The sequence below is a fragment of the Megalodesulfovibrio gigas DSM 1382 = ATCC 19364 genome (genome assembly GCF_000468495.1).
Lineage (GTDB): Bacteria > Desulfobacterota > Desulfovibrionia > Desulfovibrionales > Desulfovibrionaceae > Megalodesulfovibrio > Megalodesulfovibrio gigas.
In genome coordinates, this window is the sequence record NC_022444.1 from 1025839 (window position 1) to 1043204 (window position 17366).

At 66.1% G+C, this 17366-nt stretch carries 20 protein-coding genes and 1 tRNA gene; 14 read left to right on the top strand and 7 right to left on the bottom strand.

Annotation, left to right across the window (positions count from 1 at the left end; genetic code table 11):
• The 11 genes from DGI_RS18970 to DGI_RS04620 all read left to right on the top strand — a co-directional run.
• A partial coding sequence (locus DGI_RS18970) for a hypothetical protein (protein ID WP_202961833.1) occupies window positions 1–676 on the top strand: 676 nt, incomplete at its 5' end.
• Window positions 676–1038: a hypothetical protein gene (locus tag DGI_RS04580; RefSeq protein ID WP_021759558.1), complete on the top strand. Its 363-nt coding sequence runs from the start codon at window positions 676–678 to the stop codon at window positions 1036–1038. The genes DGI_RS18970 and DGI_RS04580, both read left to right, overlap by 1 nt.
• Before the next feature lie 187 nt (window positions 1039–1225).
• Complete coding sequence (locus DGI_RS18300) at window positions 1226–2254, top strand: WD40/YVTN/BNR-like repeat-containing protein (RefSeq protein WP_144284116.1); 1029 nt, start codon at window positions 1226–1228, stop codon at window positions 2252–2254.
• Window positions 2251–2742, top strand: coding sequence for a DUF1833 family protein (locus DGI_RS16915; RefSeq protein WP_021759562.1), 492 nt, complete (start codon window positions 2251–2253; stop codon window positions 2740–2742). The genes DGI_RS18300 and DGI_RS16915 overlap by 4 nt, the downstream gene beginning before the upstream one ends.
• A complete protein-coding gene (locus tag DGI_RS04595; RefSeq protein WP_021759564.1) occupies window positions 2742–3194 on the top strand; it encodes a hypothetical protein in 453 nt (150 codons plus the stop codon). The genes DGI_RS16915 and DGI_RS04595 overlap by 1 nt, the downstream gene beginning before the upstream one ends.
• The gene (locus tag DGI_RS19190; protein ID WP_041725544.1) at window positions 3187–4185 is read left to right on the top strand and encodes a hypothetical protein; all 999 of its coding nucleotides are present in this window, start codon (window positions 3187–3189) and stop codon (window positions 4183–4185) included. Before DGI_RS04595 ends, DGI_RS19190 begins: the two co-directional genes overlap by 8 nt.
• 7 nt (window positions 4186–4192) lie before the next feature.
• Complete coding sequence (locus DGI_RS04605) at window positions 4193–6289, top strand: host specificity factor TipJ family phage tail protein (protein ID WP_041725545.1); 2097 nt, start codon at window positions 4193–4195, stop codon at window positions 6287–6289.
• A gap of 8 nt (window positions 6290–6297) precedes the next feature.
• A complete protein-coding gene (locus tag DGI_RS04610) occupies window positions 6298–7317 on the top strand; it encodes a hypothetical protein (protein WP_021759566.1) in 1020 nt (339 codons plus the stop codon).
• Window positions 7308–7646, top strand: coding sequence for a hypothetical protein (locus tag DGI_RS04615; protein WP_021759568.1), 339 nt, complete (start codon window positions 7308–7310; stop codon window positions 7644–7646). Before DGI_RS04610 ends, DGI_RS04615 begins: the two co-directional genes overlap by 10 nt.
• A 159-nt stretch (window positions 7647–7805) precedes the next feature.
• Window positions 7806–7976 (top strand): Com family DNA-binding transcriptional regulator, encoded by a 171-nt coding sequence (locus DGI_RS17820; RefSeq protein ID WP_081696997.1) that lies wholly within the window; start codon window positions 7806–7808, stop codon window positions 7974–7976.
• Between the two features lie 10 nt (window positions 7977–7986).
• Complete coding sequence (locus DGI_RS04620) at window positions 7987–8697, top strand: DNA-methyltransferase (RefSeq protein WP_041725586.1); 711 nt, start codon at window positions 7987–7989, stop codon at window positions 8695–8697.
• 85 nt (window positions 8698–8782) lie between these two features.
• Here DGI_RS04620 and DGI_RS04625 read toward each other — a convergent pair whose 3' ends face one another.
• From DGI_RS04625 to DGI_RS04635, 3 genes are all read right to left on the bottom strand, one after another.
• On the bottom strand, window positions 8783–9151 hold the full coding sequence (locus DGI_RS04625) for a hypothetical protein (protein WP_144284118.1): 369 nt from the start codon (window positions 9149–9151) through the stop codon (window positions 8783–8785).
• A 162-nt stretch (window positions 9152–9313) separates the two neighbouring features.
• Entirely contained in the window at window positions 9314–9595 is a 282-nt protein-coding gene (locus DGI_RS04630) for a hypothetical protein (protein ID WP_027193230.1), read from the bottom strand.
• 339 nt (window positions 9596–9934) lie between these two features.
• Window positions 9935–10010, bottom strand: a tRNA-Phe gene (locus DGI_RS04635).
• Window positions 10011–10155: 145 nt separating this feature from the next.
• Here DGI_RS04635 and DGI_RS04640 point away from each other — a divergent pair.
• Window positions 10156–11007 (top strand): GNAT family N-acetyltransferase, encoded by an 852-nt coding sequence (locus DGI_RS04640; RefSeq protein ID WP_021759573.1) that lies wholly within the window; start codon window positions 10156–10158, stop codon window positions 11005–11007.
• Between the two features lie 191 nt (window positions 11008–11198).
• Here the strand turns inward: DGI_RS04640 and DGI_RS04645 are convergent, their stop codons facing one another.
• Window positions 11199–12887: an FAD-dependent oxidoreductase gene (locus tag DGI_RS04645; protein WP_021759575.1), complete on the bottom strand. Its 1689-nt coding sequence runs from the start codon at window positions 12885–12887 to the stop codon at window positions 11199–11201.
• 135 nt (window positions 12888–13022) lie between these two features.
• Here DGI_RS04645 and DGI_RS04650 point away from each other — a divergent pair, with 135 nt between their 5' ends.
• On the top strand, window positions 13023–13679 hold the full coding sequence (locus DGI_RS04650; protein WP_021759577.1) for an HAD family hydrolase: 657 nt from the start codon (window positions 13023–13025) through the stop codon (window positions 13677–13679).
• 61 nt (window positions 13680–13740) lie between these two features.
• Window positions 13741–14118 (top strand): RidA family protein, encoded by a 378-nt coding sequence (locus tag DGI_RS04655; RefSeq protein WP_021759579.1) that lies wholly within the window; start codon window positions 13741–13743, stop codon window positions 14116–14118.
• 134 nt (window positions 14119–14252) lie between these two features.
• On the opposite strand, the gene DGI_RS16920 is transcribed toward DGI_RS04655, so the two are convergent.
• The 3 genes from DGI_RS16920 to DGI_RS04670 all read right to left on the bottom strand — a co-directional run bounded on the left by DGI_RS16920 (window position 14253) and on the right by DGI_RS04670 (window position 17297).
• Window positions 14253–16031 (bottom strand): protein kinase domain-containing protein, encoded by a 1779-nt coding sequence (locus tag DGI_RS16920; protein ID WP_144284119.1) that lies wholly within the window; start codon window positions 16029–16031, stop codon window positions 14253–14255.
• 206 nt (window positions 16032–16237) lie between these two features.
• Complete coding sequence (locus DGI_RS04665) at window positions 16238–16564, bottom strand: AzlD domain-containing protein (protein WP_034607859.1); 327 nt, start codon at window positions 16562–16564, stop codon at window positions 16238–16240.
• 7 nt (window positions 16565–16571) lie between these two features.
• Window positions 16572–17297, bottom strand: coding sequence for an AzlC family ABC transporter permease (locus tag DGI_RS04670; RefSeq protein WP_051286619.1), 726 nt, complete (start codon window positions 17295–17297; stop codon window positions 16572–16574).
• Window positions 17298–17366 lie beyond the last annotated feature (69 nt).

Genomic DNA, 17366 nt, shown 5'->3' on the forward strand with positions numbered 1-17366 from the left:
GGTGTTCCCGTTTGCCCAGGGCGGCGAACCGTTTCGCATTGGCCTCATGGGCGAGGCTGGTCCCGAGGCCATCATGCCCCTGGTGGACGCTGCCGCCGGTTACGGCGTGCGTGCCCTGTTGCCTGATGGGTCAGAGACGGCCGTGGATTTGACGCGCACGGCGTCCGGGCACCTCGGGGTGGACCTGTCCGGCATCGAGCTGGCCGGCATCGAGCTGGCTGGCATGCCCGCCGGGGGCTGGGATGTGGTGAAACCGGCAGCATCCGGCGTTGATTCTCAGGCCCCGGACTGGTTTTCCAGCATCGCCACGCTGGGGGTGGGCGCTGGCGGCTGGGACGTCGCCTCGGACAAAAGCCAGGTCATCAGCCAGCCCACGGTATTCCCCTTTGCCCAGGGCGGAATCTTCGGCGGGGATGGTGCGGCGGTGGCAGCTCCCCTGGCCCCCCTGCCGAGGGGGGTGGTCATGGCTGCCCGTGGTGCCGGTGGCGCCGGTGGCGGCGGAGGTGGCGGCGCGCCGCAGCCGGTCAACGTGACCATCAGCAAGAATCCCGGCACAGACGTGCAGGCCACGGCCACCAGCGACGGCGTGCACATCGAGGTGCTGGCCACGGCCCTGGACGGCATTTGGACCCGGCAGGCGGCCCGTGGCAAGGGGCCGTACGCGAGGGGGCGGTAATGCTCGTGCCCTGGCCTGCGTTTTTGCCGCAGTGGCCCCTGTGGGAGTTCGACGGGCAGCCGCGCCATGGACTGTCCCGTCCGGAGGACGTCCTGCACCCCTGGCCCACGCGCACGCGCCCGGAGCAGGACGGCCGGTTCACCTTCCTGGTGACGACGACGCAGCTTGATCAGTTCTGGACCTGGGTGCGCGAAACCCTGCACGACGGCGCTGCACCGTTCGAGGGGCCGTGGCTGGAGACGGCCGGATACCCCGGCTGCTTCCTGCGCCTGGGCGAGCACCTGCCGCAGGCCAGTCACCTCGGGCATGTGTACTGGCGGCTGGTGCTGGACGTGGAGATCATGGCGGGGGTGACGCCATGACGGATTTCGCGCCCTGGCGCTGGGGCGAGTTGCAGCCCGTTACGTTCCCGTCCGGCGGCTGGCCCGTGTCCGGCGTGGTCTGGGCCGGTCGCTGGGTGCTGGGGCTGTCCAGCGGCGGCATTGTNTGACCAATGGCCAGGGACGGCTGCTGGCGGCCTGCACCTCGTCCCGCTTCCTCGCCAGCACCATGGATCTGACGGCCTGGACAACGCCAGTCGCCCCGCTGACAACCACCGGCGCGAATCGCGTGCGCTACCTTGCCGGCCGGTTCTTTGCCGTGGGCGGGTTCCACCGCGTCTACAGCTCCCGGGACGGTGTGACCTGGGCAGGCGGGGAGACAGGGCCAAAAATTTCAGGGGTCTGGGGGAGCCATCGGGATATTGCGTGGAACGGCCGCTGCTTTGTGGTCGTGGGCAGCCTGGGGCGGGTCTACGTGTCCCGGGAGTTGGAGACATGGGAGCGCGCCAGCATACCCGGGGCTACCGACGTTACGGGTCCGCTCATGTATTGTTGCGCGTTCGGGGCTGGTCGGTTCGTGGCCGGTAGCGGAGACGGGAAATTCTATCATTCCACGGACGGGCTGACATGGGAGACAGCGCCTGCGCCGTCAGGCTGGCCAGCGCAGTATCCGCCGAGCATTTACGACATTGCCTTTGTTGACGGGCGGTTTCTTGCTGCGTGTAGCCTCGGATACTTCGCCGCCAGCAGCGATGGGCTGACCTGGGAGGGTGTCCGGGACGGGCAGACGACGGAGGCCAGCCCTGTGCTGCTGGGGCGCGGCCTGCGGGTCCTGCGGGCCGGGTCGTATGGCCCAGCGGGGACGAACCCTGCCCTGCGTCTGGGGACCATCAACCCCTGGCCGGCCACATTGCCCACGCCCATGCAGCGGACGGTGTCCACCACCAGAATGGACACCAGATTGCGCCGGGAGACCCAGTCCGGCCGCATCGAGGTCCGCCGGTTCGGGTCTGGCGCGCCGGCCCAGGCAGACGTGACGTTCCGTTGTCTGGGCAATCAGGCCACCGCCCTGCTGACCTTCCACCGGGATGCCTGCCGCAACGGCGCGCGGTGGTTCACGGCCCCCTGGCTGCCCTTGCTGGGATTCCCGGCGCACGCGGCCCGGTTTTTCACGCCCCCGCAGCGCGCCGGCCGGGGCGACCTGTACAGCGACTACACCACCACGCTGCTGGTGCGGGGCATCGAGGAGGTCCTGTGACCCTGCAATCCATCTCCATGACCGAGGCCATGCAGGAGGCCATCGCCTGCGCGCCGGCGGACCTCACGCATTACGAGACGCTGGAGCTGACGCATGACGCCCTGGCCGATCCCATCCGCGTGGTGCGCAGCTTCGAGCCCCTGCACACCCCCCAGGGCACGTACTTTCCGGCGCAATTCGAGCTGCGGCTGCCGGAGACGTCGGAGCGCGTGTGCGGCGAGCTGATTGTCAGCACCGGGCCGGTGCCGCGCCAGGTGTTTGATGCCTTGGTGACCATCGACCGCTTCGGTGGGGACGTGCTGATCACGTACCGGCACTATCTGGGGCCGGCGCAACCGCCGGACATGGTCATCCCCACGGCGCTGAAAGTGTCGTCCATTGTGCTGAGTCCTGCCGGCGCGGAATTGCGGGCACGGTTCGCCAACCTGACCGGCATCCCGTTTCCGCGGCGGCTGATGACGGCCACGCGCTGTCCGGGTGCCATGTAATGGGGGGCCATGTACTGGAGCAACACTGGTGTGCCCGGTATCTGGGCGGGAAATGGGGCGAGACGCATGACTGTTTTTCGTGGTTCGTGGTCATCAGCCGGGAGCAGTTCGGCCGGGACATCCCGAACCTGTGGGTGGACCATACCCGGCTGCTGTCCCAGGCCATGCGCGGCCTGCACGATCCCGGGCAGCATTATCCCTGCCGGCCGACGGAGACTCCCAAAGAGGGGGACGCCGTGCTGATGACGCAGGGGCAGCGGGCGCACCATATCGGGATGGTCGTGTTTCCCGGGGGCGACGGGGGGCGGCTGCACGTGCTGCACGCGCTGGAGCGCATCGGCGTTGTCTGCACGGATAGACGCACCCTGCGGGTCAACGGCTGGAAGATCGTCGGGTACTGGACGCCTGCCGATCCGGCCGGCCTGGGGGACCTGGGGGGCGCCAATGCCTGAGCCCGTGATTGAGCCATCGGCCGCCATGCTGCCGGAAATTGTGCTGCACCAGGAATGGCGGCGCAACCCGGCCACCCTGGGGTATGATCTGGTGGTGCGCGACGTCCCCGCCGGGGCCACGGCCAACACCCTGCTGGCCAGGCTGCAGCCGGGATTCACACAGCCGTTCGTGCTGCTGGTGAACGGGCAGCCTATCTCCCGCGTCAGCTGGGATGCGCCGTTGCCGGCGTGCTGCACGGCCCACTTCATGCCCATGCCCCTGCGCGGGGGCGGGGGCAACAGCAACGCCCTGCAGATTCTGGCCAGCATCGCCGTCATCGCGGCGGCCATGCTGGTGCCGTATGCCTTTTCCCTGACCGGCATCGCCGCCTCCCTGGCGTCTGCGGCCACGATGATGGGCGGCACCCTGCTGGTCAATCTCATGTTTGCCCAGAAGAAGAAGGGGAGCCTGCCGGATACTGACCTGGGCATGGAATCCCTGGCCACCCTGAGCGCCGGGGGCAACAGAATCCGGCTGGCCCAGCCCTTTCCCGAGCATTTCGGGAGGCTGTTGTTTCACCCGGACCTGCTCCAGGGCGGGCATGTGAGCATCGACGGGTCCACCCAGAAGCAGGATTTTTACGGGCTCTATTGCCTGGGCGTGGGGCGTTACAGTGTCGAGCAGGTCTACATCGACGAGACGCCCCTGACGGACTACGCCGGGGCGCAGTACAACATTGTCCCGCCCGGCGGGACGCCGACGCTCATCCCCCGGCTGGTCTGGACGTCTGACGAAATCGCCGGCCAGGAGCTTGATTGGGAGAATTATCTGACGGCCATCGTCAACCCCGCCGGCACGCAAATCACCGAAATTGAATTTGACATCGTGCTGCCCGCTGGCCTGGGCATTCCCGTACTTCCTCGCCTACAAGGAACCCCTGCGGTGGTCGTACCGGCTGTATGCCCCCTGGGGGCCGGGGCGCTACGAGTTCCGCATCCGCCGTGGCAATGAAGAGCTGTTGCAGCCCGACGCCATCGATACCGTCCTCATCGGTGGGTTGCGGGGCTACGGGCCGGCGCACCCCAATTATGGCGACGTCACGCTGCTGGAAGTCAAGATCATGGCCACGGACCAGCTGTCGGGCAATGTGGTGGACAAGATCAACGTGGTGGCCACGCGCCTGGTCTCCCCCTTGGGGCCGGATGGCGTGGAGGATACCCCGGTGGCCACACGCAATCCCATTGACGCCATCGTGTACATGATCACATCCCCCAACGGCGGCAATCAGCCGGAATCCATCCTGGACGTGGAGGGGCTGTACGAACTGCGGCAGCAGATGGCGGAACAGGGGCACCATTTCGACCTGCGCTATCCGTCCCGCACCACGGTGATGGATGCCGTGGCCCAGGCCGCCCTGCTGTGCCGCGCCGCGCCGTTCATGCCCGGGGGCAAGTTCAGCCTGGTGCGCGACGAATGGCGGCCGTCCCCGGTCTACGCATACACGGATGACGACATCGACCTGGACAGCCTGCAGGTGACGTTCAACCGGCGCACCAGCGAGGATCCCACATGCGTGGTGGCCAAGTACGTCTCCCCGGTGACGTGGCAGGAAGAGGAGGTCACATACTTCGACGCCGGCGAGGGCAGCGAGGACCAGCCCGAGGAAATCTCGCTGTATGGCTGCACCAGCCGGCAGCACGCCTATGCACTGGCCAAGTATTTTTACCGCGATGACCGCCTGAACCGCATCACCGTCGAGTTCACCACAGGCTTGACGGGCCTGATCCCCGCCAAGGGTGATCGCATCCAGATCACCGTGCCCATGGCCAACTGGGGGCAGAACGGGGTGATTGCCCGCATTGACGGGGACGACATCTGGCTGTCCGAGCCGGTGGAATTTTTGTGTGCATCTGCCGGCAATTTGTATGTGGTCCTGCCAGACGGCTCACACAGCGGCCCGCACGTGGTCACGCCCGGCGAATCGCCGTACTGCGTCGTGGGCAATGTGCCGGCGACGGTGCGCACCATGGCGCAGCATCACCTGCAGGCCACCAGATACGCCTTCGAGCTGCCGGAGCCGGCGTTGCTCAACGTGCGCGTGCTGGACGTATCCCACGAGGGCATCAACAAAATCCGCATCGTGGGCAGTGCCGTGCATGAGGACGTGTATGAGCCGGCCGGGACCGCGCCGCCCATCGGGCAGACAACTGGCGGCTGGCCGGCCCTGGCCGGCGTCTCCCTGCGGTATGTGGAGGCCGTCGACGACGGGTATTCGTTCATTGCCTCATGGTCCGGCGGGGCCACGCACTTCACGGTGGAGATACGGGTGGCCGGCGCGACGGTGGCCACCCATGCCGGGTATGCCGGCTATTACCTGGCCTTCAGCACGACCGGCCTGCCCGTGGAAGTCCGGGTGACGCCCTGGGTTGATGGGGTGGCGGACACCACGAAGCGCCTCTCCGCCACCTACGCCGCCATCCCCGCGCCCGCAAATTTGCGGCTGACCGCCAACGATGCGACGGGGATTGCCGTGGCCTGGGACGCCGTGACCGGAGCCACGGCCTACCAGGTGGGGTTGTCCGTGGACGGGGTGCTGGTGGCTGGCCGGATGACGTCCGACCTTGCCCATGCCGTCACTGCGCAGGAGCTGGTCCAGCTCGGCGGGCCGTGGGCCGCCATGGATGTCAAAGTATCCGCCGTGACGGCAAATTACCAGGTGGGCGCGGCTGCTGTGTTGACCGTGACCACGCCGCCCCCGCCTGCGCCCACGGGCCTGGCCGTGGCCGGGGTGTTGACGGCAGGCGTGGTGCTGGCCTGGAACGCCGCCGCTGGGGCCACCGGGTACATCGTGCTCCAGGGATCCCTGGACGGCTTTGCCCCGGAGGACGGGACGCAGGCCTACGCCGGCACGGTCCCGTCTGCTGTGGCGCCCATGAACGTCACCCCGCCGTATCTGCGCTACGTCCGCGTGGCTGCCACGGATGCGGCCACCCGCGAGCTTGTTGACCTGACCTGGAGTGACGCCGTGGCCATCGTCGATGCCACCAACGGGCTCGTGACTCACACGGGCGCGCTCATCATCACGGATGCCGGGGCGCCCCTGGCTATCGCATAGGAGGATTTATGGCGGGTGAACTTGCAAAACGAATTAACGAGCTTGAGGAAACCACCAGCCCGGCCGGGACAGATTCCCTGGCCGTGGACACCAGCACCGGGACCCGCCGGGCCACGGTCAACACCCTGCGCAACTTGGCCACGGCAGTGCCGCCGATGAACGGGGTCGCCGCCGTGGGGGCCAGCCTCAAGGCGGCCCGGGAAGACCACATCCACCCGACGGACACCAGCCGAATGCCCGCCACGCATCCGGCATCGGCCATCACCGGCCTGGGGGACGCCACGCCGGCTGCAGTAGCGGAAACCGGCGTCATCGGCACAAGCACGAAGCCGGCGCGGCAGGATCATGTGCACCCGGTGCCGGCGTGGATTGCCCGGCGCTTGACGGGCCACGTCACGGTGTCCCTCAATGCCTCGATGTCTGCTGCGCAGATACAGGCGACCGTTGACGCTCAACCCAAAAACCTGAATGGCTATTCATTGACGTTCCAACTGGAGAACGGGCTGTACCCCATGGCCTCGAAGCTGTCGTTCCTCGGGTTTTACGCCGGCAGCCTGCGCCTGCAGGGCAACCCGGCAAACACAAGCCTGGCCGCGGACAAGCTGGCGGCGCTGCAGTTTGCAGCCCTGGGCAGCGAAGGCATCCTGATGGGCTACGGCGGGGCTGAATACGTGGTGCGGTATCTGAAAATCATCATGGGCGACGCCAACAACGCCGTATACTTTCTGAATCTGCTGTGTGCGCATTTTGTGGCAATGTCCACGGTTATTCCAGGGACTGCTGGGGCTGGCGTACAGGCCAGTGCCGCGGCAGCCGTCAATGTCAGCAACAGTTATTTCGCGGGCGGGGGCTACGGCATCGCATCCCTGAACTGCTCCAGCATGATGTCCCTCGGCAATGCCTCTGACCCGGCGAACCTGCCGCAATACGGGCTGCGGGTTGCCGCGGGGAATATCTACAAAGGCGGCGCGCAGCCGGCAGGCGTCTGGGCTGAATCCGTAAACACAGGGGGGCAGATATGGTCGTAATCATCGACACCGCAACGCATACGGCGCTCGATCTGCTGGAGCCCGGCACCGTCCTGACTGGCCTGCGGCCCGGGCTCATCGCCGTGGCATGCGACTGCGAGACGCTGGAAGACGCCCAGGCGCAGGCGGCCGGACTCGTCGCGCAGCACCAGGCCGCCGCCGACCACGAGTTGTGCTTACAGGACCTGACCGACCTGGCGCTGCTGACCATCGATCCACTGCGGGCGGTGGTCCTCGGCACGGCAACGCAGATCGACCGGGACCGGCTGCAGAGTCTGGAGGCCGTGGCGCGGGCGGTCAAGGAGGAGATTGGAGGGGGACCAGGATGACGCAGACGTAACGGAGGCGCAGGCGGGGTGGTGAGACACCCCACCGGCCCGGTGCGCGAACACCGGACCACGGCCGAAACCGCTGCGCCATGAGGCCCAGAGCGAGACCCCGGGCAGCATGGACGTAGCAGGCAAGAGGCCCAACAATCAAGCAGGGATATGGATCACATCCGATGCGGCAGCTGCAATAAACTCTTGGCCAAGGGCGAGGTTGTTCATATCGCCATCAAATGCCCCCGCTGCAGGGCCATGAATCACGTGCGGGCCGCGAGCCCCAGCCCCGAGGCCCGAGAGGCCCACCAGGGGACATCACGTGAGCATCCAATTTGACTTCGGAATCATGTATCAGGGCGACGCGCTGGCCATGCTGCGCACCTTGCCTGACTCCTCAATGGACGCCCTGGTCACGGACCCGCCGTATTCCAGCGGCGGCCTGCACGCCTCGGCCAGGCGCGCCGATCCGGCCCAAAAATACCAGACCACCGGCACCAAGCGCACTTACCCGCCCATGCTTGGGGATTGCAAGGACCAGCGCAGCTTCATCACCTGGGCCACGCTCTGGCTGTCCGAGTGCTGGCGGCTGCTCAGGCCCGGCGCGCCGGCACTGATCTTCAGCGACTGGCGGCAGCTCCCGGCCATGACCGACGCCGTCCAGGCCGCCGGCTTCAAGTGGCGGGGCGTGGTGGTCTGGCACAAACCCAGTGCCCGGCCCCTGCTGGGCGAGTTCCGGCGCGACGCGGAATTCATCGTCCACGCCGCCAAGCCCCCGGCCAAAACCTTCAACCGCACCTGCCACCCCGGCGTCCTGCGCCACGCCGTGGACACCTCCCGCAAGGTGCATCTCACAGGCAAACCCGTGGCCCTGCTCAAGGACCTCCTGGCCGTGACTCCCGAGGGTGGCACGGTGCTGGACCCCTTCCTGGGCGGTGGGACAACCGCCATCGCCTGCATTGAAACAGGGCGGCGATTCGTGGGGGTGGAGCTGTCAGCGGAGTATGCCGAGCTGGCGGCAGACCGCATCAGGCAGGCGGAGGCCGCGGTCGCGGGCTAGGCCTGCTCGGCTGGCTGGATGATCCAGACCCCCCAGGCGGTCGCACTACACGAGCGCCTGGGGACACGGGCCGGCCGGCGGCCGGCTAGCCCAGTGCCAGCTTGAGCGCGTCCTGCGGAGGCAGCGAGCTGTCCTGACCCCAATACCTGTCCACAACCTCGATGGTGGCCATGTCCTCAACAAAAGATTGGTCCTCCAGCCGGCAGAGGAGCGACTTTGCCGTGCCGTCGTCCATGTCCCACTTGCGGTGTATACCGTCTACGAGCGAGTCGCGGAGTCTCGACGTGTAGCGGGGCAGGAGGTCCCCGTCCCCGCCCAGCACGTCGCAGAGGAACAGCCATTCATTGACGGCCAGGGCCGGGCGGTGTCGCCGGCACGCCTCAAGGTACCTGTCGCACACGGTGCTGACGCGATTGGTAGCGACCAGGGCAGCGTTGATCGGGGGGGTGGGCACGAGTGGCGTGGATTCGGTGTAGTGCGGCATGGTCTCTCTCCTCTTGTGGGGGCTGTGTGGCTAGCGGCTATCGTCGATTGCCGCCCTGTTGAGAGAGAGGTAAGGCGCAACGCCCGATTTGTCAATATAAAATATGATTAGATCGTATTAAATAAACTCCTATTATTCATGCATGTTATCTGTCGCGGTAGCCGCATTTTCCAGGGCCGCCACCCGCGCTTCGAGGGCGGCGAGGCGGTCAGGCGCTTGGCTGGGCTGGGCGTGCAGGCCGATTGCCAGGAGCTCGGCAAATTGGGCGCTGACGCTCTGGCCAGGAGCGCGGGCCGCGGCCAGGGAGTCCAGGAGGGTGTGCGGCAGGGTGACGCTGACGGAGCGGACGGAGCGGCCGGTGCTCGGTCGCCCCTGGCCGCGGGTGGTGGCGCTGGCAGTGGATGTGGTGGGCATGGGATCCTCCTGGGAATTATGATATGATAGAATAATATCACAAGCAATCGTGTAGGAAAATACACAACAATACACATTTTGCGCCAAATCGCGCGCAAATTTACAGAGGGGGGGGGGCAAGAGGCGGCAGAAGAGATGGAGAATGAAGCAAACACCATGCCGTGCATAATCCATCCCGCGACAGGAGGTGATAAAAGCACGAGCAGGTTGTGATAAAAGCANCAAATCGCGCGCGAATTTACAGCCCTGACAACGAATTTTTCGTACCCATGCCGTACCCAAACAGACCGCCACAGCGAAAAAGGCACCTAGGTTTTACCCTAAGTGCCTTAAACTTTCTGGTGCCGAGGGAGGGAATTGAACCCCCCACACGGGGATTTTCAGTCCCCTGCTCTACCAACTGAGCTACCTCGGCGTGTGAAGAAAGTTGTCTTTAGCGCCGTTTGCGCCTGCTGGCAAGTCTTTTTTTTGTGCCACTCGTATTTTTTTCAGCATTGGCATGCAAGGGCATTCCGGAATAGGATGCCGGAAACGCCCTGCCGAGCCAGGAAGGAGGCCCCATGGACACCCTTGTCATCCGCACCATGACACGCGCCGAAGTCGATTTCGCCGTGGACATGGCCGCCCACGAAGGCTGGAATCCCGGACTGTACGACGCCGAATGCTTCCATGCTGCCGACCCGGACGGATTTTTCATCGCCCTGGTGGATGACGCCCCCGTGGGCTGCGTGTCCGCCGTGCAGTATGGCGGGGTCTTCGGCTTTCTGGGATTCTACGTCCTGCTGCCGGCGCACCGCGGCAAGGGCTATGGCCTGCAGTTGTGCACCGTGGCCATCGACCGCCTCAAGCGGCTGCAGGTGCCCATCATCGCCGCCGACGGCGTCCTGGCCATGCTCCCCAAATACGAGGCCTACGGCTTTACCCGCGCCTACGGCAACATCCGCCACGAGGGCCCGGCCGGCGGGACCGCGCCGGGAGACCCCCGGCTCCGGCCCCTGCGCGAGGTGGACCCCCAGGCCCTGCTGGCCCTGGATGCCGCCCACTTCGGCGCATGGCGGGAGGCCTTTCTGCGCTGTTGGACGAACCCTGCACACGGCGAGGGGCTGGCCTGGGTGGAAGACGGCCGCCTGACGGGCTACGGCGTGGTGCGGCCCTGCGTCCGCGGCTGGAAGATCGGCCCGCTGTTCGCGCCGCATCCCGAGGCCGCCGAGGCCCTGTACCTGGGCCTGCGCGCCCTGGCCTGCGGCGGACCCGTGTACCTGGACACCCCGGTCCCCAACGCCGCCGCCCTGGCCCTGGCGGCCCGGCACGGCATGCGGCCCGTGTTCGAAACCGCCCGCATCCACCTGGGGCCGCCGCAAATCCTGCCCCTGGAACGCATCTACGGCGTCACGAGCTTCGAACTCGGCTAGGGCCTGTTGTTTTTGAAAAGAACTCGCGGGGGAACCCCTTTCCAAAGACTTTTTATAGCAATTCCAGCGTGCTATTAAGGCTTTGGAAGGGGAGAGCGCGAGGGGTGCCCCTTTCTGCAGAAAGGGGCATCCCTCGCACAGATCTATTGCAAGGGCAACAGGCGCTGGCCTGTCCCTGGCTGCCCCTGCAGCTACCGCTTCGGCTGTACCCAGTAGGGATGGGCCAGATCCTCAAAGGCGCTCAGGGCGGCCACGGACCCTTCCCCGATGGCGGTGACGATCTGCTGCACCCCCCCGGTAACGTCGCCGGCGGCGTACACGCGCGGGATGTTGGTGCGCATGCTGCGATCCACCTGGATGAAGCCGTGCTCGTCCAGCTGCACGCCCAGATCCTGGGCCAGGGCCGTGTTGGGGGAGACGCCCACGGCCGCGAACACGCCGTCCAGGGTCAGGGAAGTTTCCTCCGCCGTGACGGTGTCGCGCAGGCGCGCCCCGGTCACGCGATTGTCCTTGCCGAGGATTTCCAGCACCTCCTTGTTCCAGAGCACGGGAATGCCGGCCTTGGCCACGCTGTCCTGCAGGTGCTGCTGGGCGCGGAAGGTCTCCCGCCGGTGGATGATGGTCACGTCTGCGCCAAGATTTTTCAGGTGCAGCGCGTCGGTGAGGGCCGAGTTGCCCCCGCCCACCACAGCCACGGTGCGGTCGCGGTACAGATAGCCGTCGCAGGAGGAACAGTAGCTGACACCGAAGCCGGAATACGTGTCCTCGCCCACGGCGCCGATCTTCTTCCATGACGCCCCGGTGCACAGGAGCACAGCCCGGGTTGCATATATTCCGCGATTGGTATGGATTTCCACCTGCTTGCCGAGCTTGATCTCCTCCACTTCCTCGCCTTCGCGGATGTCGCAATAGCCGCGGGCGTGCTCGGCCATGATGTCCATGAGCTTCTTGCCGGGAATGTTGGCAAAGCCGGGGTAGTTCTCCACCACCGGCGTAATGGCCACAGCCCCGCCCACCACCAGCTTTTCCAGGATCACCGTCTTCAGGCCGCTGCGCACGCAGTAGATGCCAGCCGTGAGCCCTGCCGGCCCGGAACCGATGATGACCACATCCACCTGCTCCACCGGGGGATGGTGATGATGCGCATGGTCGTGGTCATGCTCATGCTCATGCTCGTCATCGCCCAGGATCTGCTGGGCGCTCTGCAGGCTGACCAGCTCCACGAGGAATTGTTCCTCCTGCTCCAGGCCCAACAGATGCAATTCGTCGTTGATGATCGTGTGCGGCACCGAACTGATGTGATATTCGTCGGCCAGGGCGGTGTGCTGGGCGCTGTCCACGCATTCGGCGCGCACCAGATCCGGCCGCTCCACCGCGGCCTTGAAGGCGTTGAACACCTGGCCCGGACAGTACGGGCAGCCAGGATTGACGAACACCCGCACCTGGCGGGGCTCGTCCAGTTGTTTGAGAATCTGCCGGGACGTGGCCGAAAGATGGCTCTCCCCCGAAGACGCCAGCAGGATGGCCTGGATGAAGCTGCGGCCTTCCTCGCCCAGGGGCGCGCCGAGGTAGCGCAGGGAGTACTTGCCCGGCACCACGCACAAGGTGGGGGAAAAGGTGACCTGCAGCTCCCGGGCGCGGTCCGAATCCAGGGTATGGTAGACGGGTTTGATCTTAGCGTCCAGCCGGCCGAGATCACGCACGAACTTGCGCAGGAAGTCGTTGTAGGGATCGTTCTCGCCCTCGCGGGTGAACACTTCCAGGGGCACATCGTCCCTGAGCGCCTTGAAGGTTTCCAACAGGGCCTTGCGGGCGTCCTCGGGCAGGAACCAGGCGTCTTCTGCCGGGGTGTCGTTCTTCTTGGAGAAAAAAGGGCTCATGGCATTCCTGGGGGTTGGGGGTCGAGAGTGCCTGTTGCATAGCACAACCCGCGCCCTGCATTCAAGGGTTCCCCGCGTCGCACAGCGCGCATTCCCGGGATGACAAGCGGGCCGTCAGGGCGTACACACCCGTGCATGCGCACCTATACGCTTTTTTGTGTGGATTTTGACGGCACCATCATGGACACCATGCCGGCCTTCCTGCACAGCATGCGCGGCGCGGCCGAGCGGCTGGGCCGCACGCCGCCGCCGGACGAACACACCGGGCTGGCCATGGGCATGGGCTCCCTGGCCCGATGCGTCACGTTCCTGTTTCCGGACATCCCCGAGGACCACACCGGCCCCTGGGTGACCGCCTACCGGGACATCTACCGCACCGAAGGCGCGGCCCTGGCCCGGCCGTATCCCGGGGTGGTGGAGACGCTGGAAGCCCTGCTGGCCGCGGGCAAGCGTCTGGCCGTGACCAGCAACAAGGGCGAGCCGTTGTTGCGCTCCGGCCTGGCCGACCACAACCTGCTGCAGTACTTTGAACTGGTCATCGGCGAGCTGCCCGGCGAACCCAAAAAGCCGGATCCGGACACCTGGCGTCGGCGCGTGGCCCCGCACTTTCCCGGCGTGGCTGTGGAAGATGTGCTGGTGGTGGGTGACGGCGAACCGGACATGGCCTTTGCCAAGGCCCTGGGCGCGGCCGCCTGCCTCGCAACCTACGGCTACGGCCCCATGGATCGTCTGGTGCAATACAACCCGTTGTTTCGGATCAATGCATTCGCGGACATTGCGGACCATCTCTGAGCCCGCTTCCGGATCATCCCAACACGCCCCCAACCCGCAATCATCATAGCAAGGAGCGCCCATGCAATTCCTGCACACGGACAAGGCCCCCAAGGCCATCGGCCCGTACTCCCAGGCCGTCATCGCCGGCGGCTTCGTGTTCATGTCCGGCCAGATTCCGCTGATTCCCGGGACCACGGAGCTCGCCGGGACGGATATTGAATCCCAGACCCGGCAGGTGCTGGCCAACATCGCCGCCGTGCTGGAATCCGCAGGCTGCAGCCCGGCGGACGTGGTGCAGTCCCGGGTGTTTCTGGCGGATTTGAAGGATTTTCAGACCCTGAACACCCTGTACGCCGCGTTTTTTGGCGAACACAAACCCGTGCGTACCACCATCCAGGTGGCCGGCCTGCCCATGGGCGCGCTGGTGGAGATCGAGTGCCTGGCGGTGAAGAAATAAGGCCGCGGGAGGGCGGGGTCTTTTAGGGCACGGTATCTTTAAAAGGCGTTCTCGGGGGGAACCCTTTCTGAAGAAAGGGTTCCCCTCTCGCAACGTCCTTTTTCAAAAATAACATGCCCTAAAAAGAACACACCCTACAGTTCGCCGAATTCCGAGGCCCGCAGGGTCACGCCCAGGCTCTGGGCGCGCTGGGTGAACTCCTGGACCAGCGCCTCCAGGGCCTGCCGCTGGGACTCCGTGTGCACGCAGTGCAGGGTGAGCAGGCGGCGCGAGGGCGGGCGCACGGCGGCGGCCGGGTCCAGCAGGGGGCGCAGGGCCTCGCAGGCCTGGGCGGCCGAGGCGTAGCGGGCGGCCGGGTCCTTCTGCGTGCAGGTGCGGATGAATGCGGCCAGCACCGGCGGCAGGTCCGGCACACTGGCAGCCGGGTCCGGAAACGGGGCGGTGAGGTGCATTTCCTCCAACTGCAGGACATCCTCGGCCTCGAAGGGCAGCCGGCCCGTCACCAGTTCATGGACCGTGCAGCCCAGGGCGTACAGGTCTGTGCGGGCGTCCAGCACGTTGCCGAGGATCTGTTCCGGCGCCATGTACGCCGCCGTGCCCTCGAAGCAGCGGTCATCCAGGCCGGAGACGCAGGCCAGGCCGAAATCCAGCACCTTCAACGGCCCGCACAGGGGCAGGAAAATGTTCGCGGGCTTGATGTCGCGGTGGATGATGCCGTGGCCGTGGGCATACTCCAGCCCCTGGCAGATCTGCCGGGCGATGTCTGCCGCCTGGGCCGGCCGCAGTCGCCCCTGGCGGCGCAGCTCTTCCTTGAGGGAACGGCCCTCCAGGCGCTCCATGATGATGAAGATGGTGCGGCAGTGTTCTTCAATGTCGAAAATCCGCACCACATTGGGATGGTTCAGCCGCGCGATCACCTGGGCCTCGCGCCGGAAGGTGGCGGCGAATTCCGGTTCCATGGCCAGGGTATGCTTGAGCATCTTGATGGCCACGGGCAGGCCCAGGATGTCGTGCACGCCGGCGTACACCAGGGCATAGCCGCCCTGGCCCAGCTTGCTCTGGATGCGGTAGCGGCCCACCACGCGATCTGCCGGATGCAGGGCGCTTTCCAGGCGGTGGGTGAGCAGCTCCGTCAGGAATTGCCGCAACTCCGGCGTGGCGGCGGCCATGGCCTCGAAGTCCCGGGCTTGCAGCTCCCAGGCCAGCACTTCATCTTCGGCAACCACGGTGGCGCTGCGGCGGTCGCCGGTGAGGGCGGCCATCTCCCCCACCACCTCGCCGGGCCCCAGGCGGGCTTCCTCGTACTGGCGGCCGTCCTTCTCCACCAGCACCTTGCACACGCCGTGCTGGATGATGAACAGGGAGTTGCCGGCCTCGGCCTGGGTCATCAGCCGCGCGCCGATGGCGAAATGCCGCTGCCGGAGCATGGCCAGCACCGTGGGCAGCTCCTCGGCGTCCAGGATGGCCAGGAAAGGCGCGCGCAGCAGGGCATCAAGATCCCTGCGCAAGGCGGCCAGCTCCGGGCACAGGGGATCGTCCAGCACGTCAGGATCCACCAGACGGACGAACTGGCTGACCTCGTGCGCCCCATGGGGCACGGCCGTGGCCCGGATGCGTCGCCAAACGCTGGCCAGGGGGCCGGCAGCGCCGCGCACCAGACATTCCAGTGTGGCGCCGGCTTTCAGACGGGGCAGTTCCAGCCCTCCCGCGGCATGGGGGTTGGGCTGCAGCTCCAGCAGGTCCTGGGGCCAGAGCGCACCGAACAACTGTGCCGGGGTGTCGCCCACCCGGACCGCCACGGCCAGGGACGGCGCCAGACGCGGATCCTCCCGATGGCGGCGATCCCGCCGGCCGGGTCGGGGCATGGTGCTGCTGGTGGCGCCTGTGGTGTTCATGGAAAGGAAAAATGGCACGAGGTCCGGCAATGGGCAAGGGGTTTCCAGCCCTGACCCCGGGAATGCGCTGCGCCGGCGTGCATCCTGCTGCATGCCGTGAACATTTAGAGCGTTTTATTTTTGAAAGAAGTTCTCGGTGGAAAACCTTTCTGAAGAAATGTTCTTCCGCCCTTCAANCAAAAGGTTTCCCCTCTCGCAATGTCCTTTTTCAAAAGTAAAATGCTCTAGCGCACCAGCCACTCCAGCAGCCACAGGCTGCCCAGCCCCACCAGGATGACCACCAGGATGTGTCGCGTGCGCCAGGCCGCCAGCACAGCCAGGGCCCCGGCCACCAGCCGTGTCCAGGAGGAGATGCCCCAGAAATTTTCGCCGTGCAGCAGGAACATCGGCGTCACCAGGGCCGTCAGGGCCGCCGGCGGGATGAAGCGCAGGCTCCGGCGCAGCCCCTCGGGCATAGTCCAGCGTCCTTCCAGATAGAAGAAGAGAAACCGCTGCGAAAATGCGCCGATGGCCAGCAGGATGCATGCGATCCAAAAGTCCGTGGGGTTCATGGACAACTCAACGAGGTGAAACGGTTCGTTTGGCCAGCACGTGTTCCGACCACATGCCCACGACGATGCCACAGCCCGCGCCCACCATCAGCCCAAAGCCCTTGGGCAGGTCGTTGGCCAGCAGGGAGACCACCCCCGCGGCCAGGGCGGCGTACCGGGCCGGCCGGTCCTTGAGGGTCGGCGCGATGAGAGCCATGAAGGTGACGGGGATGGCAAAATCCATGGACAGATGCCTGGGGATGAGCGCCCCCAGAGCCAGCCCCAGGGCATTGCCCAGCAGCCAGGACAAATACAGGACAAAGGACGCCCCGATGGCGAATCCCAGACGGTGCAGCCGGGAATCGCGCGAGTAGCGGATGGTGCAGATGGCGTAAGATTGATCGGTCATCAGAAACGCCACGACGGCCCGCCACCACATGGACGTGGTGGCGAAATGCGGCGCCATGGAGGCCGAATACATGAGCAGCCGCAGATTCACCGTGAGCCCGGCCACAAGGGCCAGCAGCATGGGCGCGCCCTGGCTGAGCAGATCCACCACCACCAGCTGGGACGCCCCGGCGAAGGCCAGCGCGCTCATGGCCATGATGCCCCAGGTGTCCACCCCGGCAGCCATGGCCAGCACCGCAAAGGTGACGCCAAAGGGCACCACGCCCAGCAGCACCGGCAGGATGGCCTGCGCGCCTTCCATCATCCCCGCCCGGACCCGGCGGGCCTGCACCGCGGCTCGTTGCATGGCGTCTCCTTCAAAAAAGCATGGCAGGGGAAGCGCCCTCCCCCTGCCATGCCGCTCGTGTTGCTGCTG

Excerpts from the sequence above, each read along its gene's own strand:
- DGI_RS04580 (WP_021759558.1), top strand. The coding sequence starts at position 676 with ATGCTCGTGCCCTGGCCTGCGTTTTTGCCGCAGTGGCCCCTGTGGGAG.
- DGI_RS18300 (WP_144284116.1), top strand. The coding sequence starts at position 1,226 with ATGGATCTGACGGCCTGGACAACGCCAGTCGCCCCGCTGACAACCACC.
- DGI_RS04595 (WP_021759564.1), top strand. The coding sequence starts at position 2,742 with ATGGGGGGCCATGTACTGGAGCAACACTGGTGTGCCCGGTATCTGGGC.
- DGI_RS19190 (WP_041725544.1), top strand. The coding sequence starts at position 3,187 with ATGCCTGAGCCCGTGATTGAGCCATCGGCCGCCATGCTGCCGGAAATT.
- DGI_RS04610 (WP_021759566.1), top strand. The coding sequence starts at position 6,298 with ATGGCGGGTGAACTTGCAAAACGAATTAACGAGCTTGAGGAAACCACC.
- DGI_RS04615 (WP_021759568.1), top strand. The coding sequence starts at position 7,308 with ATGGTCGTAATCATCGACACCGCAACGCATACGGCGCTCGATCTGCTG.
- DGI_RS17820 (WP_081696997.1), top strand. The coding sequence starts at position 7,806 with ATGGATCACATCCGATGCGGCAGCTGCAATAAACTCTTGGCCAAGGGC.
- DGI_RS04620 (WP_041725586.1), top strand. The coding sequence starts at position 7,987 with ATGTATCAGGGCGACGCGCTGGCCATGCTGCGCACCTTGCCTGACTCC.
- DGI_RS04630 (WP_027193230.1), bottom strand. The coding sequence starts at position 9,595 with ATGCCCACCACATCCACTGCCAGCGCCACCACCCGCGGCCAGGGGCGA.
- DGI_RS04640 (WP_021759573.1), top strand. The coding sequence starts at position 10,156 with ATGGACACCCTTGTCATCCGCACCATGACACGCGCCGAAGTCGATTTC.
- DGI_RS04645 (WP_021759575.1), bottom strand. The coding sequence starts at position 12,887 with ATGAGCCCTTTTTTCTCCAAGAAGAACGACACCCCGGCAGAAGACGCC.
- DGI_RS04650 (WP_021759577.1), top strand. The coding sequence starts at position 13,023 with ATGCGCACCTATACGCTTTTTTGTGTGGATTTTGACGGCACCATCATG.
- DGI_RS04655 (WP_021759579.1), top strand. The coding sequence starts at position 13,741 with ATGCAATTCCTGCACACGGACAAGGCCCCCAAGGCCATCGGCCCGTAC.
- DGI_RS04665 (WP_034607859.1), bottom strand. The coding sequence starts at position 16,564 with ATGAACCCCACGGACTTTTGGATCGCATGCATCCTGCTGGCCATCGGC.
- DGI_RS04670 (WP_051286619.1), bottom strand. The coding sequence starts at position 17,297 with ATGCAACGAGCCGCGGTGCAGGCCCGCCGGGTCCGGGCGGGGATGATG.